Consider the following 16,418-nt stretch of genomic DNA (forward strand, 5'->3'; position numbering starts at 1 on the left):
TTATTTCAGCGCTCTTTTAATCGTGGCGTTCAAACCAAAGCGAACATTGAGTTCATTTTTCAACTTACGAATGGTGTTTAAGTCGTCACCTGCGTGAAGATAAAGCTCAACACCATGTTCCGTCTCACGAGTAAAAGACTCATAGCCTGCTTGCTTGAGTTCTGTCGATAAACGAAGTGCGTCGCTCGCCCGAGAAAATACCGCGAGAATGATCTCCCATTGCTGAGTGACCACTTTTCCTTTCATTCCCGTTTCTTCCTCTAGGCTTTCACTCTGTCGCCCCAAATCCGCATCGGTACTTAAGTACACTAAGTCACTGCTGTTTTTCTTCAGGTTAACGTCTGACATATCGATCGCGCTAAACTGTGCCAACAACGGCTGCACGCGGCTGTTGTACCAATATTCAGTAAAGCCATACCCGGATGCCAGAACCAAACAAGCCAAGCCTAACGTTTTGCCCATACTGATCATTAGCCACGGGCGTTTACCTTCGATTAGCGTTGGTGTTTGCGGTACCGGAAAAGGACTTTCACTGCGATAGTGGCGAATGAGACCGTACGCACGAGCGGTAATATCATGCAATTGGCTCTCGTCTTCATGGCGAAAACGCCCTTTGAAACCCAAAGCTAAAAGCACGTACTGAAGCTCAATAAAATCAACAAGTTTATTCGGCTGCTGGCTGGCCTTATCTAGCAACACAAAAAAGGCCTCTCCGCCATCGCGCTGTGAAAACACCTTGCTCAACAACGAATGATTTTCCCAACGGGCACGCTCTCCCCAAGCGGTGTACAGCACAGCTTCATCAAATGCCGCGCACAACACAAAACAGCTTTTTTCAATCACGCTTGGGTGGTAATCCAAGTGCAGACCACGTAAACGAAACGCATCAATGGCGTACAAAAGTTTTTGACGAAAACGGTTGATGTCTCTCGGTGCACCTTGACGCTTAATCGTCACTAAAATACCCAACAGTTCCGTTGCCGCATTCATTAAAGGGCTACCATAAATGGCAAGATTCTCAATCAATCGCTCTGTACCCGAAGTGTCCGCTTTGGGTGGCAACTGATGCTGCTTTTGAGGTGATTCGGTCGATGTCACTCGTCGAATTTGAACCGTCGGTTCTTCGTTAAATAATCCGCCCATCCGTTACCTACCTGATCACATGAAAATCGACGTGGATATCATCAATTCTTTCATCAATATGAAGCGCGATCGCCTCATCACGTTTGATCAGCGCTTGCCACAATTCAGACTTAGTATCGATTTCGAAGTAAGCAGCGTCATTCAAAGACTTCAGCTCAGAAGGTGCATAAGGAAGATGGCGCAAAGGAACACCTGAAAGTGCATTACGTACTAAACCGGCAATATCACTGTTCCCTGCTAGCTTCGCAGCACGAGGAAACTCTTCACTAAGTTGAGTAGCACCGATAGACGAGGAAACGGCCAACACAAAGCGCCCTTGATTGTATAGGCTGCGATCATCGACCAGTGTGCGTAGCAAGCGACGGCTCACAAACAGCTGTTTGTCCCAGTTCAATGTTGATACGTTATCTATCTGAACCTCACGCAGTAACACCAATAACTCAGAAAACACGATCGAGAAAATGCTGTATAGCGCATCTTGATTCCATGCAGGGAAAGACTTTGGCATCTTCCCTTCTAAACCCTGCATCTGCCCCGCCATCGAAACGCACTCTAAATAGAGGTGACGTGTCAGCAACGAGCCATCTAGGCTCCATTGTTCAAGCTTTGGCATCCAAGCACCCAGTACTTGCAGCCACAAGTAGTCACGCATCAACGACTGATAGCTTTTACTGCTAGACTCCGCTTGTAAACGAGTATGTATCGCTCGGGAACGGTATTGTACTTGTGCAAATAGATCAGCAACGTTATCGGTTAGGTAGCTAGATACGGCAAACTGCAAGCATTGGGGAACGAATGCTTGGTTCAACACAACAACACCTTCAGACTTGTGTTCACTGATTTCAGCAACGGATATCAACACAAAATCTTTTAGCTCATCACCTTCTAAACGCAACTGAATGTTCAATGTTGCTAACTCTAACTGAACCGGGTCACTGTGCTCTCGGCTGGTATCGTAAACAGGGTGCTCTTGTGAAGAGTGTCTAAGACGCGCATCTTCTCCAACATCAATAGTGCCCGGTCTTGAAACCGGAAGGGCCAGATACACTTTCTTATGACTGGTATTTTTCGGCACATCGAGCACGAGTGCTTGCCCAATTTCAAATGGCGTTCCATCAGGGAAAATACCTTTAGCACGACGCACCGAAACCTTACCAATGTGCAACATCGAGCGGTCAAGCTCTAGCGAGGTCAATCCATAAGCATTAGGGCTAATTTGTCCGGCGAACTCGCGAGTAAAATGTTCAACATAGCGCTCTTGCTGTTGAAAGTGCTGAGGGGAAAGGAACATCCCCTCACTCCACACGACTTTATTATTATCCATTATTATTCTTCTTCCCCTGACACAGACAGATTAATGCCATCAATTTCAATACTGATAACCGCTGAATTCACAATTAGCGGCTTATAAATCACCTTGTTCTTCGCCTCTCTGTAATCAGCAAAACCCGCAATCACACCGATGTACTTAACGCCATTACCAAGTGGGATAATTTCCTGACGAGTTTCACCCGGCAAAATGCTTGGTAACTGACGAGAAACGGCCAACTCGGCCTTCAATACGCCTTGGTCATCATTATAAATTTGAATAAAATCAGAGAGTTCAAACGCATTATTATTCGTCAATTGATAGATTCGGAGCTCTACCGGAGAAGGCTTACCTTCAACATTAGGGTTAATATTGGTCGCAGCTTTAATATCAACGACCAGTTTTGGCTCAACCAGCTCATCGCTCCATAAACTGCACCCTGACATCATAAGGGCGATACACATTAGGCATAAACGACGTACCATTACTGATCCCCTTCGAAGTTTTTTTGCATACGCATTGCATCTCTGAAGTACGCTTGAAACTTAATTTGCCAATCGCGATTCTCCACTTGTCGGTTGAAATAGCGTTTGTACATATCCCAGTACTTCGGTTTACGAGACCAAAAGCCGCTACCCGACAAATCATCAAACATCGACTCCATCGCATTCGGAGAAATGTCAGACAACAACCTTGCCAATGCCATTTCTAATGCTTTGTCCGTGTATTCCTGTAAGCGCTGCTCATGCTTCTTAAACTCAGTGATAACAAACTGAGATTGGTTAACTGGTGACTCTTCTTGAGCGAAAGAGGGGGGCGCCATCACTTCATGGTTTGAAAATGACACACGAAAATCACTGTCTTTCAGCGGGTCATCCTCATCCGTCTGAAAATCAAGATTAAAGTGAGGCGCTTGCTCCTGCTTAACTGAGGCATCATTAGCAAATGGGTCATCCCCCACTACATCTGTCGTCGAGATAGTGAACTCTGGCGCTTCATCTACTTCAGGAATGCTTTGAATAAAAGGAGTTGATTCTGTACTAAACGGATCATCACCTAGTCGAGAGCTATCTGTGTGATGCTGCTGGGTTTGCGCTTTCGCTGATTCAGGGAAGAAACAAGAAACCAGCAATCGGTAACGGCCAATATCAAGAACATCACCATCACTTAATGTCGATTGGTTACCATTGCCTAAAGGCGCATCAGAGCCATTGATGTAAAGGCCATTGGTGCTGTTGTCCATGATTTGGTATCCACGCGAGGTCTTACGAATCGTCGCATGGGTACTTGAAATCTCACGACTTGCGTCATTAAGTTGTAGCGTCGCGCCAAACGCACGCCCGATATCTCCACCATCTTCTGGAAATGCTTGATTCCATTGGGCGATGCTTTCACCATCTGGAGAGCTAATAATTCTAATCGATAGAGGCATTTGACTGACCTTCAATAAATTCAATATTTGGAGTTAACGACACTGAGAAACCGCGTCGTTAAATTCATTAAGAAAGTTGGGGTATTTCTTAGTAAATGCTTTGGAGAAATACACCCCCAATGGATTCGATTTGACCCGTGTTCGAGAAATCGCTCGATAACTGATACCCATTTTTTTTATCGTCTCGTCAATGACAGCGTCATTGCCCAATACCGCTCCGACTTCCCCGTTCAGCATTAACTCAATTAGGGCTTTTGGCGTCCTTGGTTTTTTACTCACGCGGTAACCGTTTTTCTGTAGCCAAAACCATTTATTTGAGCCAAATAGTGCCGCAACTTCGACCTGAGATTTGAACATAGCGTTGTCTAACTCTGTTGAATCAGAGAGCGAGAACCAACTCCAATTCTGTTGATCAAGTGGCGCAGAATAATCGGCATACTCATCACGCTTACTGTTACGAGACGCAAGGAAGAAACCATGTTGTGAGCCAACCTCTGTCATGAGCTGGGCTCTATCCCACTTAGTCATCGTGAGCTGATACGGCTGGTCCATCACTCTCATGACACACTTCACTCGTTCTATCCCCGGCCCTTTCATTTCCCCGTTTTCTTGGTACTGATAAGGAAACCATTCTTGGGTTGCGAGTAGTAATCGCTCAGGGCGCTGATAGGCCAAAGCAGGTTGGCTAAGCACGGTCAACATAACGGCAATGAAAACGACACGAATCATGGTTAATGGCTCTCCATGCTCATGCCAGCAGAACGCACTAGCTTGCCATCTTGCGAATAGATGTCGCTGGCCATTTCAATCAATACAAACGGAAGCTGCGTATCAACACGGCCTGCTTGTTTAAAGCTAATCGAGATGTCTGGTGGCGACAGCACGCCCACAGGCAGAGAGGCAGGTGCCGCGCCCTTTTTCAGTACTTCAATGCCGTAAAGTGCTGCTTGGTGGGCGTTGTTCTCAAACCCTACGCCAACAGACATCAGCGCACTTTGTTGCGTGCCATTAACCGCATCAGGCACTGCGGTTAGCAGAGGAAGCTGCTCTGAATACAGGTTGATCTCATCAAGTCGGTTAAGAAGACTTGAGCTACCCGTTAGCCAAAGCAAGGATTGACGTAAATTGCCATCGTTGACCTTCATCGATTCAACGGTGGTTTGCATCACGTGCTGAAGGGCAAGCTCAGGGTTATTCTCGTCAACTTCGATAGGAAAGACTGTCACTCCTTGCTTCTCAGCCTCTTTCTGAAGTGGCAAGAACTGAGTGAGATAAGCACTGGTGTTCGACTTGGCGTACAGCACACCAATTTGAGTCAGACTTGGTTTAAAGCGACGTAAAAAGCTCAGCGTAATATCAGCAGGCAAATTCAAGGAGGTGTAAGCAAAGTTGTTGCCGCTTGAGTGATAGTTATCCGTCAGGCCCAGTAACACCGGATCTTTTGCGTTCACCGATACAACCGGCAGCTTACCTCCAGCGTAAACCTTATGCAGTGAGACGGTCGCACGAGATCCGACCGTGTAGATCATGTTTGCCTTTATATCGGCAGCTTTCGTCCAAGCGACCAGTTCCTCTTGGCTTTTAGGTAAAAGGAAAGCGCGAAATGAAACGTTAGGCATTTCTCTGCGAAACACTTTTAAGATGGTCGACAACGCAACATCATACGAGTCCGCTTTTCGAGAAACTAAAACCCAAACCATCGGATGTTCACCACGTGGGGCGAACAATACATCGCTGTCATTAGCATTGATTTCCCACTGTACCGCCTTCTCAGCTTGTAAGTGTTCACCCAACCACTCAGGCCAATCCGCCAAACTCACCGATGAGGATGCAGCCAGTACCAAAAGTAAAATCAATCGAATCATGCTTTCGCCTCCTTTTGTGCACCACGGTCAAACAACCACATCAACAAGCCAGCTAAGGTAAAGAATGCTGAAAGCGCAAAGAATGCGTAGTCCGTTCCAAGGTGAGTAAGCAAAGCACCGACAACGACCGAACCCAACACATGACCTAGCCTTTCCAGAAAGCGATAAGTAGAAGCAACTGAGTTGGCATTCACACCTTGAGTGGTGGTCACCACATGAGTCACAACTGGGGCATTAATAAAGCCGTGTGAAACGCCCATGACTAGCATTGCGAACGTTGCGACGAGGACAAGATAGGTTATATCTTCAAGTAAGAAGGCAGCAGAAAGAATGGCCAAAGCAACAGCGCCAACGATGCTTCCTAAGCAAAGCGCCCATTTTGCAGAGCCAATACGGTCAATCATTGGCGAGACCTTGCCACTAATGAAAAGCACAGAGAATGCATAAGCCATCAGCACCTGACCGATACTTTCGCGCTCGACACCTACATCAGAAAGAAGGATTGGCACAGCAAAGAATACGACACCTGTTAGCATCATTTTGGTTGGGATACCAACAAGCAGCATGGTGCGCATGAATGACGGTACACGCATCAAAGCAGCGGAATCTTTTAGCATCATCGTCAGGTTCTCTTTGAGTGAACCTTGAGCATTCCCCTGAGGAATCATCGACGGCAGCGACAACGCGAACAGATACATCAGGCCACCAACTAAAGCCGACAACATGAAAATACCTTGCACGCCTACGGTATCAGCCAACAAGGCACCGATTGCCGCACCAGAGATGAATCCAGCATTGAAACAAAATACGATGATGCCTGCGGCTTGTGTCTTGTTAGATTGATCACTGCAACGCAGAATATAACCTTGAACGGCAATAAAGATCGTCGCTTGCCCAACGCCAGAGGTGAATCGCGCAATCAGCACCATCGCTAACTGGGACTCGTACGCTAGCAACAGGCAGCCAGCCGCAGATAACAGAATACCCACGCCAAGTACTTTGCGAATATCAAACACTTCAACTAGGCGCGAAACAGGCAATAGCGTCGCAGCAAAGCCGACAAAGTAGAGTGTAAAGAAGTAAGACGACCAACTTTCACCCGCGCCATTCTCTACCGCGATTTGCGTTAAGTACTGAGGTAAAACCGGCGCCATTAACGATTCCATCAGCACCGTAACCAAAAGCAACGGCTTAACCTGTGCTAGTACGATATCGTTTTTTGGCTGTTGCTCTGAGTGGCTCAGCAAGCGAATAAAAGCAAAGCAAATGAACGCACAACCAGCAAATAGAATGGCAAAGTTCTTTAGTGTACGTACCAACTGCGCAAACAGTACTTTAGGGAAAAAAGCGACCGTCACCTTGTTTCCTTTCGCATCGCTGACCAGAAATTCGGCCATCTCATCGACTGACATACTGTTCTGCGCTTTACTTTTGGCGATCAACTCAGGTCCCTGAGCAACAGAAATGGAAGAGACTTCTGGGTTTGACTGACGAAAACTGTCTAGCATCTCATTGATGCCACTCACTTGACGATAGCTGATCCCTGCATTCAGTACTGGAGCCAAACGTTGAGTAACAATGTTCGCCATGGAATCCGCCTTGTGCTCCAAGCCGGATTTGTACAATGCACCGACCATCAACAGCACGCTCGCCGACATGGCTAAGAACACCCCACCAAATGCAGTGAAATAAATCTTGGGGTTTTGGCTACGCAACACAAAGAAGATAAACGCAGCGGTCAGTAAAACCACCAGCAGCACCATCGGCTGGAAGTGCCTATCGATGCTCCTTTCGATTTCTTCATCACTCAGCCAAATCTCCAAAGCACCAACTTGAGCGAATTTATTGTTCAAAGGGATGGTGACTAAGCTGCCAACAAAGTTGTCATCGGTGTAGCGATATAGCTCTTGCTGCCCAGAAATCACTCGGATATCAACCACAGAAGAATCCGCTTTCGCGATTGGCGATAGCACTTTCTCAAGACCAGCAAAGTCCTGAAGCGGCACGCCGGAACTGAGAACTTGTTCTATACCGATTCGGGCGGCTTCTGTTTGGGCTAAAATCGCATCACGGCTCTGCTGTTGATAGCTTTTCAATGCTTGTGCATACCCAACAACAAAGATCAGCATTAGTGATAACAGAACCAGTAATGCTCCGAGCAACAAGCGGCTATATTGCTTAAAAGAGTTCAAAGTTCACTCCTAACACACGCTTAGAGCGTCGAATTGCTCATTGAGGCAATGCGCAACCGACATTGGTCGTTTTTGCTTAAGGAAAGATAATCGGTTAAACACCAACGACTGAACTAGGTCTGTGTAATCCATACCTTCACGAGCCAGATCATGGCAAACCAAACTTACCTTCTCTCCCTCCGGACGTTTTAGATCCGGTTTTGGATTGGTTTCCAGCACATAAAGGTTGCCTTCTTTGTCCATGCGTAAGTCCACTCTCACTAAGGTTTGAAGACCAAGCTGGCGATAAATCTTCTGACCGATCAGTGCTAACTGATTGCGTAGCCCCTCTTCATTAACAGCAACCAAACGGTCTTGAGTGATCGGCTTTACATCCATGGAAGTAAAAATAGGCTCGTCAGCATCCAGTACACGTTCAGTAATTGAGAAAGCCATCGGCATTTCAGACTGCGTCAGTTTGCCTTCTTTAAAGACATACTCTCCCGCAACAGCAACAACAAACTCTCGGCCACCAAGGAAAGGCTCAATCATTACTGTGTTCCCCGTCGCTTGACGCACATGCTCTACAACACCCGCGAGATCACTACGATTAAAAACAGGATAAACATGGATTGAAGCTCGGCCAGACACTGGCTTAACAATGAAACCATCTTTGAACTGCGCTTCAATTTGATCGATCGCATCTTGCTTTGCTGCGTCTTCAAAATGTTCATCAATACCAATGGTGATAAATGGTGCAGTCGGCAGTCCAGCGGCTTTAATTTCATGCTTAAACAGGTGCTTGTTATCCAAGATCCCTGCCGTCATTGGCGAGTGCCCTACATAAGGCACGCCTAGCATTTCCAATGTAGAAGGCAAATGACACATGGAGTCAAAACCTTGCAAACCACCACTGTTCGTAATCACCAAGTCAATGCCTTTATCTTTCAGGCACTGCGCTAAGTTGATGTCTTCTGCTAACACCTCCACGAACTGGAAATTAGATTCACGCAGTGCATTAGCAATATCGTGTGCAACAGGTGCATACGTTTTGGTTGAGCGAGGGCTCAAGTTTTCAAAGATAAAACTGCCGTCCTGCTCTTTATCCCCACCGTGAATCACTGCGATTTTTAAGTTCTTGCGAATCCATTCCAATTGTTGCGTAGAAAAGACTGAATGCATCATCTGTTAGTACTCATAATGTTGTGCTGCTAAAAGGGCGCGTTAAACACGGCCTGCAACAAAAAGCGTTAATAAAATTACGTTATTGTTTTAGTTGGGTTTATATACAACCCATTGTTTTTTTTTGAGGTCTATCGCCTCTTAATGCTATTGAATCTGAATCTTAAATTTGCCTTCTTCAACGTGAACAGTGACCGCTTCTACCGGCTTGCTCTCGCTCATGCGGACAATGCATTGATTCGCTAAATCCGGCATAAGTTGACGATTGATCAGTTGTTCAACGGCACGAGCGCCTGTTTCAGGTGAATCGTTCATATTGACCAGCAGATCAATCACATCAGGGTGAAATTCAAAACTTGCTTTGTAGTGGGATTGAACGCGCTTACGAATGCGGTTCAGAGACAAGGTTGCAATTTGCGCCATTTCTTCATCGTTCAAAGGGAAATAAGGCACGATGGTCGCACGACCAAGAAATGCGGGTTTAAAGTGTTTTTGCAGCTCAGGGAAAATAGACTGAGTCAGCGTCGGAACATCCGGTCGACCATTTTCACATGCATTAACAACAGCACTGTCTGCCGCGTTTGATGTCATGATGATGATCGTATTACGAAAATCGATGTGTCGACCTTCACTGTCCGAGATAGAGCCTTTATCAAAGATTTGATAGAAGATGTCGTGCACACCAGGGTGGGCTTTTTCCATTTCATCCAGCAGTAGTACAGAATATGGGTTCTTACGTACCGCTTCTGTTAAGACACCGCCTTTACCGTAGCCAACATAACCCGCAGGAGAGCCTAAAAGCATCGACACCTTGTGCTCTTCTTTAAACTCCGTCATGTTGATGGTGGTGATATTTCGCTCACCACCGTATAGCAAGTCGGTAAGCGCCAATGCAGTTTCGGTTTTACCCACACCACTTGGACCACACATCAGGAATACCCCAACAGGTTTGCGTGGGTCGGTTAAACCTGCACGCGACAAGCGAATTGCTTGTGAAAGCTCTGCTATCGGCGTTGTCTGACCAATCACTCGCTCACCGATACGAGTCTCTAGGTGCATCAACTTCTCAACTTCTTGGCTAAGCATGTTGCCCACTGGAATACCCGTCCATAGCGCCACCACTTCAGCGATGGTTTGTTCTGTTACCTGTGGCAATACTAATGGCTGCTCACCCTGGATCTCACGCAGGGCTGCCATTTTGTCTGCTAACAGGATTTTCGCTTCATACGATATCACCGAGCCATTTTCTTTTAGCTCAGCGTCTAAGCCAGACTGCAACTCAATGATCTCTTCCACCAAGAGGCGCTCTGCGTTCCAAGAGTACTCAAGTGACTGATGCTCTTGTTCTAAAGCCGCCAATCGCTGTTTTGCTTCTTCCAAGCGTACGCTTTCAATCGACCACAATGCCGACTCATGATGTAACGTTTCGATCTCGTTGTTGGTGTAGCGGATTTTTTCTGCAATGGCTTCCAACTGCCTTGGTGCCGCACTTTGGCTCAATCCAATGCGTGAACACGCTGTATCTAACAGACTAATTGCTTTATCAGGTAACTTACGCTCAGGAAGGTAACGAATAGAGAGAGCGACTGCGGCATCAATGGCTTCTTGCATGACTTTAACGCCATGGTGCTTTTCAAGGCTGCGCTTCACGCCGCGAAGCATGTGGATAGCATCTTCTTCATTAGGTTCATTAACCGCAACAACTTGAAAACGACGAGTCAACGCGGCATCCGATTCAAAGTACTGTTTGTATTCTGCCCATGTGGTCGCTGCAAGTGAACGAAACTCGCCACGCGCAAGCGCTGGTTTCAGAATATTAGCTGCATCATTCTGGCCCGCTGTGCCACCCGCCCCAATCAGCGTATGTGCTTCATCGATAAACATGATGATCGGCGTCGTTGACTGCTTGATCTCATTGATCACATCTTTAAGGCGGTTTTCAAACTCACCTTTGATGCTCGCGCCTGCTTGCAAAAGGGATAAATCAAGGCTGCGCAGCTCAACGCTCGCAAGCGCAGATGGGACATTGCCATTCACGATTTCTTGGGCAAGACCTTCAACAATGGCCGTTTTACCTACACCTGGGTCACCGACGAGGATCGGGCTGTTTTGACGGCGGCGGCACAAGATATCAATGGATTTGCGAATTTCATCTCCGCGTCCTGTAATAGGGTCCAACTCGCCTTTACGCGCGGCCTCTGTCAGGTTTTGCGAGAATTTGTCCAAAGCTGGCGTCGCTGAGTCACCACCGGTTGGGACCATGCTCTCGGTAGACGATGAGACTTCACTGGGTCCGCTGATCACCATCGACTGACTGCGTAACCATTCAGAAGACAATACTGACACCCACGAGCTCAACACGCCGTTGTAAGCGCTTTGGTCCAGGCGTTGCTTCAGCACCATAAGCAGATGAAATTCATTCACCACCGATTGCTGATTGTTTAATGAAGCAAGCATCCATGCATCTTTAAGTAACTCAACCAACTCAGGGGACAAAGAAGGTGAAGAGTCATTACCACGAGCCAAGTGCATCAGACGGTCATTGCAACGCTCCAACATCGACTCTTTGGCCATTGATGCTTGCTGCAAAGCGGCTTCCCAGCCTTTGGACTGTTGTAACAACTGAACAAACCAATGCTCAGCTTCTATCGCAAAGTGTCCTTTACTTACACAATCTCCAGCAGCCGTTTCCAGGGCACTTTTTAGTAACGGAGTAAGCCTTTTGACCAAGCTTTGTAGTTCAATATTTATCATTCTGTTTCCTAACTTTTCGTCAGCGGCATTTCAACAAACTGTTGACGATCTGATTGATGACTCATCCACGCGGATTGGCCAATTCTTAACGCTTTTTGGTGACTGCCTGATAGCTTCACTCTCGGCAGATACTGGCTATTTACCTTCATATAGAGTGCATACTTGGTATTCACTCCCATATAGCTTCTAACCATATGGTCCAGCGCAAGAACCATCTCTTTGTCACTGCGTATTTTTAAGTAATGCTGATAGTCTTGAGGGCAAATTTTTATGTTGAGTTTCTGCCCCGTCATTGGCGTCGACATCCCGACCAACGCGCCCATTCCCAATTGATGATTGTTTCCGGCTTGGCCAATTTGAGTTAACGAACACTCTGTTAAAGGCAAATACTCTAGGCCACTGCGTTCAACCTCAAACTCCGACTCGAAGTAATCTTCTAGCATCGACTTAAGCGCCAATGGGCAGGTTAATTTCAACCCTAATAAGCCGGTGTATTGCACCAAGTGAGATTCCGGCATTGGTGCCTTATCTCCAGTCTGTCCAGCCAAACTGGAAAGCATTTCAGTAATAGATTGACGGTCACGATTCCAATGAAACGCCTCTTCCTCAATCTGATACGTCAGCTCGTGCTTTTGCTTTGTTTCGCAGTACAAGCGGTAGTAACGGTTATTAAACATGTCGAAGAAGTCGAGTGGCGCTTCATCGCCAAGTTCAAAACGCGCTTTTAGTGCATCGCCATACATCGCTCTTGGCATCGCTCCAGAGTTACCAGACAAAGCCGCCAATGATGTCTTTACCGTAAATTCACCCTCTCGCTCCGAAGTAACCATAGAAACTTCTGCTTGATAGTAAGCTGGGAGAATTTCCGCACTGAACCTCACCTCAGGTCGCTGACCCTTTAAATGAGCCTGATGCTTGAAGATCTGCCACGCTTTTTCTAGCTGTCCCTCAAACGCACCATAAGCGAAACGGCTTACAACAAACTCTTGCACCCAGTTCTCCTCGGGAAGGACAGGTAAACACCGTCTTGGCCTTCCAAATAAATATCCACTTGAGTAAAGCTGTTGAAGCCTGCGAAATAAGCAAAGAAGTGGTCAAGCAAATGACCAAAGAGGGATACGCCTCCGTTGACATTGCTTGCGTCTAACGTCACCGAAATTTTTGTGCCGTAAGCAAAACATGTTTTTCCTGACACACGGATCGGAGCCACCACTTGCTCCTGCTCGATATTTTGTAGGGACTCGATATAGATGTGGTTTTGCACCGCTTGGTTGTGGTTATACAAATCAAACACATTTTTCAGCGTAGCGGTTGGGTCATCCGTCCCTAGAATTGCGTGATAGTTAAAGTGCAAATGGCAAAGCAGTGCCCATACATTCTTATTTGCATCACGACTGCGCAGTGGCAAGGTTGGGCGGCGCAGCAAGTTCATAGTCGCTGGAATCGTAAGAGATTCCCGACATGTCACTTGGCTGTTTACAGGCAATGAACCTGCTCGAATGCCGTCAGTCGCAGTTGTCGTCACCGACCAAACTCTGGACGACGTCGTGGCACTAACATGCCCAATATCAGCCACTTTTAAGCCACTGCGAAGCACGCCTCTTTCGTGGGTATCCTGTACGAGCTGCCAACGAAGTGCAGTCTCTGTACTGTTGTACTTGTCTCCGTAGATCTGACAGACCTTAAACGGTTCACCTTCCGTCACGTCTAGCACTTCATCAACAGAAAACACTTCCAAATCATTACCCTGGCTTGCATCAAGATAAATTGGGTACTGCTTTTGGGTGAAGTCGATTTGCAGAGGTTCTGACACTTTGGTTTGTAGGTTCACCAATGGCGTACAAAACAGAGAAAAATGCTGTGCTTGAATGCTACGAGCTTGCACCACACTCATCTCATTCAAGAAAATCTGAATACGAAACTCTGAGCCGATTGCGTGTTGCATGATGTTGCCAAGGTCTAATTTGAATCCTTGAAATCTTTCAGGGAACATGAAGAACTCGGTCAATAACTTAAAGCCACCAAAGCTTGCTGCTTGATACGGTAAAATAGTGTCGTTCACATCGAAGCCGATTGGTTGTAGCGCAGACTTACCTAATGAGTAGCTCTTGCCATTATTCTGGATACACACCTGACAGCGACCATGGGCGAGTACATCATACAAACGCAATGCAAAGTGGCTTTCACCTTTGAGATGCAGTTTCAACTGGTCAATATCCAGATCACGCAACTCGATACCGCTATCGGTTGCCTCAATCGTCAGCTCCAGCATCGCTTTTGCGTTCTCTGCACCCACAGGCTTAGCCAGTTCAAATGGCGCAAACAGCACTTCTGCCGAAGCAACTTGAATTGGAAGCAGTGCTATATTTTCGGAAGTGCGAAACACCACTGGCTCGCCAGATTCGCTCGCGACATCGAACTCAGTGCCTTTAGGAATACTGTGCTTTGCATTAGCTTCTTCAAAAATAGCGAAGTCCAACATGCTGTATGACGGCACTGGCCTTAGGTAATGCGGGAACAACAAGTTCACCAAGCTTTCTGTCAGCTCTGGGTAAGACTCATCCAAGCGCTGCTGCAGTTTGCCGTTCATCAAGGCAACACTTTCAATCAAACGCGCGATCTGAGGATCATCAATACTGTCTTTACGCATTCCCAATGCACAAGCAGTCCCCGGATGACGTTCCGCGAACTGAGAGGCTTCATTGCGAATAAAACGCAGTTCCTGTTCAAAATAGGAAAGCAATGAATCAGACAAAATTCGACTTCCTTACATCTAGTTTGTTGCTGCTCAAATCCAAAAAAGAATCCAGTACGATCGCCTCATCACCGAGCTCTGAATGCACCACGGCGGAAAGGCGAAAGCTCAATTGGTTGCTACCCAATTCCCCTTCTTGAACATCAATCTCTACCTGGCTCAGGCGAGGTTCGAAGTTTCGGATCAGCACTTCAATTTCTGCGACAATGTCACTGGTGTTGTTTTTACTTTGAGCGCGAGCCATGTTGCGCATACCGAACTCGGCAATCGTTCCTTTTTCCGATAAAAATATCTCTGAACACAGAGGCGCTCGGCTGGAAATAAGATCACAGACGTTATCAACAATCGCATCTCGAACGCTGTCGATATCGTCATTCCAGCTTCGGGTTAACTTAGCCATTAAGCTCATGATGTCTCTCCAACCTCAGTACCAGATACCGAAGTCGTTAACACCACTTTCGCATCCATCATTTCGTATTGATATTGAGGCTGAAGCATGATCTCGCATAGGTAGCGGGTTTTATCATGAGGAGCCTCTTCAATGCGTACATAGCAAGACCGCAGCGGGTATCGGGCAAGTACGGCATCCTCACCATAATTGACGTTGCTAATGAACTGCTCTAGCCATCGCTCTAGACTGCGTCGACAACTTTCTGCGCTGTCATATCGACCAACTTGGTCACGAATTTGAACCTTGATGTAATGGGCAAATCGGCAAGCCATTAGGTTGGTTTGGAGCATTCCGAGCTGACGTTGAGCTTCATCAGGCGCTTGCCAAACAGATTGATTGCTAAAGAAACCTTTATGGCCACTTAAGTAAATACTGGTTAAAGGCATGAACCCTTGAGACGACCAAAAGCCATCTTCTTCACTGTAGATGTCTACCTTGGTCTTAAGCTCTTTTGAGTCCTGAACGATAGCTCCATACGAACCTGTCTCATCGTAAGAACGCAGGAATCCAAACCAACTGATTCGGTCAAACTCTCGCATCACATTACCTAGCAAGAGGTAAGCGCTGCTGCCCCATAAGGCATATTTCTCTTGCTGGCGCTCGTTAAAAACAAACCCAGCCTGATATTGACGATATGGTTGACGAATCAAATGTTCTGGCATCACCAAGTGCAAAAATCGTGATGAGTTTTTTTCTCGTAGCAGCTGCCAAGAAACAAAATCTCGACTAGTAAGAATGCGATCAATTCTCGCGCTGTCGTGAAGCAGCCTTCTTGGTTCATCACCAAAGAAAAACTCGTCGGTTCCGAGCACCATTGGGCAAAAAGAGAGCTCCCCCAGCTCAGAGAGCAGTTGAAGGGTGTAAAGATCGTCATACTCCTGATCATCGGCGTAATCAGCCGAGACCTTGTGATCGACCATCACCATGCCAAATGGGCTACCTCCGGCGGTATCCAGCTCATTTGAATACAGTTTTCGGTATAGGGATGACTGCTTTAGATCGAAAGAGTAATTGAGATCTGCCGAAACCATACTCCAACTCAAGTCGAGCATTTTGATTTTGACTCGACGCTGGGATACCTGCAGCTGCGCTAACGATTTGAGCCCCATCCAAGAGGCTTCTAACTGCTTATAGTTAGGATGTTGGATAACGTCCGACAGCTGTTCACTTATTGACGTATCAATCTCGGAGATCAAACGAACCAACAATGCTTTGAATTGAGCCACCGACTGACTTTTCGCGCACAGTAACAGCTCCTGCCAGGCAGGATTCTCAGCTAAAATGCGGTCAAATTCGGAATCTGTATACATCAGCGACTCAGTTCAAAACATTCGGGGACAGTGCCCCCGAATAGAA

At 46.7% G+C, this 16,418-nt stretch carries 13 protein-coding genes; all 13 read right to left on the minus strand.

The annotated features are described in order from the left end of the window. The 13 genes from icmH to ACTS60_RS17935 all read right to left on the minus strand — a co-directional run bounded on the left by icmH (position 1) and on the right by ACTS60_RS17935 (position 16,372). Complete coding sequence (gene icmH, locus ACTS60_RS17875) at positions 1-1,143, minus strand: type IVB secretion system protein IcmH/DotU (protein WP_440889346.1); 1,143 nt, start codon at positions 1,141-1,143, stop codon at positions 1-3. A 7-nt stretch (positions 1,144-1,150) separates the two neighbouring features. Next, positions 1,151-2,467 (minus strand): type VI secretion system baseplate subunit TssK, encoded by a 1,317-nt coding sequence (tssK, locus tag ACTS60_RS17880; RefSeq protein ID WP_440889347.1) that lies wholly within the window; start codon positions 2,465-2,467, stop codon positions 1,151-1,153. 2 nt (positions 2,468-2,469) lie between these two features. Continuing rightward, positions 2,470-2,937 carry a type VI secretion system lipoprotein TssJ gene (gene tssJ, locus ACTS60_RS17885; RefSeq protein WP_143692229.1) on the minus strand — a complete coding sequence of 156 codons (468 nt, stop codon included), beginning with the start codon at positions 2,935-2,937 and terminating at the stop codon, positions 2,470-2,472. Beyond that, positions 2,937-3,884 carry a type VI secretion system-associated FHA domain protein gene (locus tag ACTS60_RS17890; RefSeq protein ID WP_440889348.1) on the minus strand — a complete coding sequence of 316 codons (948 nt, stop codon included), beginning with the start codon at positions 3,882-3,884 and terminating at the stop codon, positions 2,937-2,939. Before ACTS60_RS17890 ends, tssJ begins: the two co-directional genes overlap by 1 nt. Before the next feature lie 33 nt (positions 3,885-3,917). Then, positions 3,918-4,613, minus strand: a complete 696-nt coding sequence (locus ACTS60_RS17895) for a substrate-binding periplasmic protein (RefSeq protein WP_440889349.1) — start codon at positions 4,611-4,613, stop codon at positions 3,918-3,920. A gap of 2 nt (positions 4,614-4,615) precedes the next feature. Continuing rightward, complete coding sequence (locus tag ACTS60_RS17900; RefSeq protein WP_071235612.1) at positions 4,616-5,749, minus strand: ABC transporter substrate binding protein; 1,134 nt, start codon at positions 5,747-5,749, stop codon at positions 4,616-4,618. Beyond that, the gene (locus ACTS60_RS17905; protein ID WP_274005833.1) at positions 5,746-7,941 is read right to left on the minus strand and encodes an MFS transporter; all 2,196 of its coding nucleotides are present in this window, start codon (positions 7,939-7,941) and stop codon (positions 5,746-5,748) included. Before ACTS60_RS17905 ends, ACTS60_RS17900 begins: the two co-directional genes overlap by 4 nt. Positions 7,942-7,950: 9 nt before the next feature. After that, positions 7,951-9,105 carry a D-alanine--D-alanine ligase family protein gene (locus tag ACTS60_RS17910; protein WP_138942868.1) on the minus strand — a complete coding sequence of 385 codons (1,155 nt, stop codon included), beginning with the start codon at positions 9,103-9,105 and terminating at the stop codon, positions 7,951-7,953. A 144-nt stretch (positions 9,106-9,249) separates the two neighbouring features. Beyond that, positions 9,250-11,856, minus strand: coding sequence for a type VI secretion system ATPase TssH (tssH, locus tag ACTS60_RS17915; protein WP_440889350.1), 2,607 nt, complete (start codon positions 11,854-11,856; stop codon positions 9,250-9,252). Between the two features lie 8 nt (positions 11,857-11,864). After that, positions 11,865-12,848, minus strand: coding sequence for a type VI secretion system baseplate subunit TssG (locus ACTS60_RS17920; RefSeq protein WP_440889351.1), 984 nt, complete (start codon positions 12,846-12,848; stop codon positions 11,865-11,867). Beyond that, positions 12,830-14,611 (minus strand): type VI secretion system baseplate subunit TssF, encoded by a 1,782-nt coding sequence (gene tssF, locus ACTS60_RS17925; protein ID WP_440889352.1) that lies wholly within the window; start codon positions 14,609-14,611, stop codon positions 12,830-12,832. Before tssF ends, ACTS60_RS17920 begins: the two co-directional genes overlap by 19 nt. After that, positions 14,604-15,020 (minus strand): type VI secretion system baseplate subunit TssE, encoded by a 417-nt coding sequence (gene tssE / locus ACTS60_RS17930; RefSeq protein WP_274005839.1) that lies wholly within the window; start codon positions 15,018-15,020, stop codon positions 14,604-14,606. Before tssE ends, tssF begins: the two co-directional genes overlap by 8 nt. After that, positions 15,017-16,372, minus strand: coding sequence for a type VI secretion system contractile sheath domain-containing protein (locus ACTS60_RS17935; protein ID WP_440889353.1), 1,356 nt, complete (start codon positions 16,370-16,372; stop codon positions 15,017-15,019). The genes tssE and ACTS60_RS17935 overlap by 4 nt, the downstream gene beginning before the upstream one ends. Between the last annotated feature and the right edge of the window lie 46 nt (positions 16,373-16,418).

The sequence above is a fragment of the Vibrio sp. WZ-1 genome, assembly GCF_052037695.1.
GTDB lineage: Bacteria > Pseudomonadota > Gammaproteobacteria > Enterobacterales > Vibrionaceae > Vibrio.

Excerpts from the sequence above, each read along its gene's own strand:
- tssE (WP_274005839.1), bottom strand. The coding sequence starts at position 15,020 with ATGAGCTTAATGGCTAAGTTAACCCGAAGCTGGAATGACGATATCGAC.
- ACTS60_RS17890 (WP_440889348.1), bottom strand. The coding sequence starts at position 3,884 with ATGCCTCTATCGATTAGAATTATTAGCTCTCCAGATGGTGAAAGCATC.
- tssJ (WP_143692229.1), bottom strand. The coding sequence starts at position 2,937 with ATGGTACGTCGTTTATGCCTAATGTGTATCGCCCTTATGATGTCAGGG.
- ACTS60_RS17935 (WP_440889353.1), bottom strand. The coding sequence starts at position 16,372 with ATGTATACAGATTCCGAATTTGACCGCATTTTAGCTGAGAATCCTGCC.
- ACTS60_RS17895 (WP_440889349.1), bottom strand. The coding sequence starts at position 4,613 with ATGATTCGTGTCGTTTTCATTGCCGTTATGTTGACCGTGCTTAGCCAA.
- ACTS60_RS17910 (WP_138942868.1), bottom strand. The coding sequence starts at position 9,105 with ATGATGCATTCAGTCTTTTCTACGCAACAATTGGAATGGATTCGCAAG.
- ACTS60_RS17900 (WP_071235612.1), bottom strand. The coding sequence starts at position 5,749 with ATGATTCGATTGATTTTACTTTTGGTACTGGCTGCATCCTCATCGGTG.
- icmH (WP_440889346.1), bottom strand. The coding sequence starts at position 1,143 with ATGGGCGGATTATTTAACGAAGAACCGACGGTTCAAATTCGACGAGTG.
- tssK (WP_440889347.1), bottom strand. The coding sequence starts at position 2,467 with ATGGATAATAATAAAGTCGTGTGGAGTGAGGGGATGTTCCTTTCCCCT.
- tssH (WP_440889350.1), bottom strand. The coding sequence starts at position 11,856 with ATGATAAATATTGAACTACAAAGCTTGGTCAAAAGGCTTACTCCGTTA.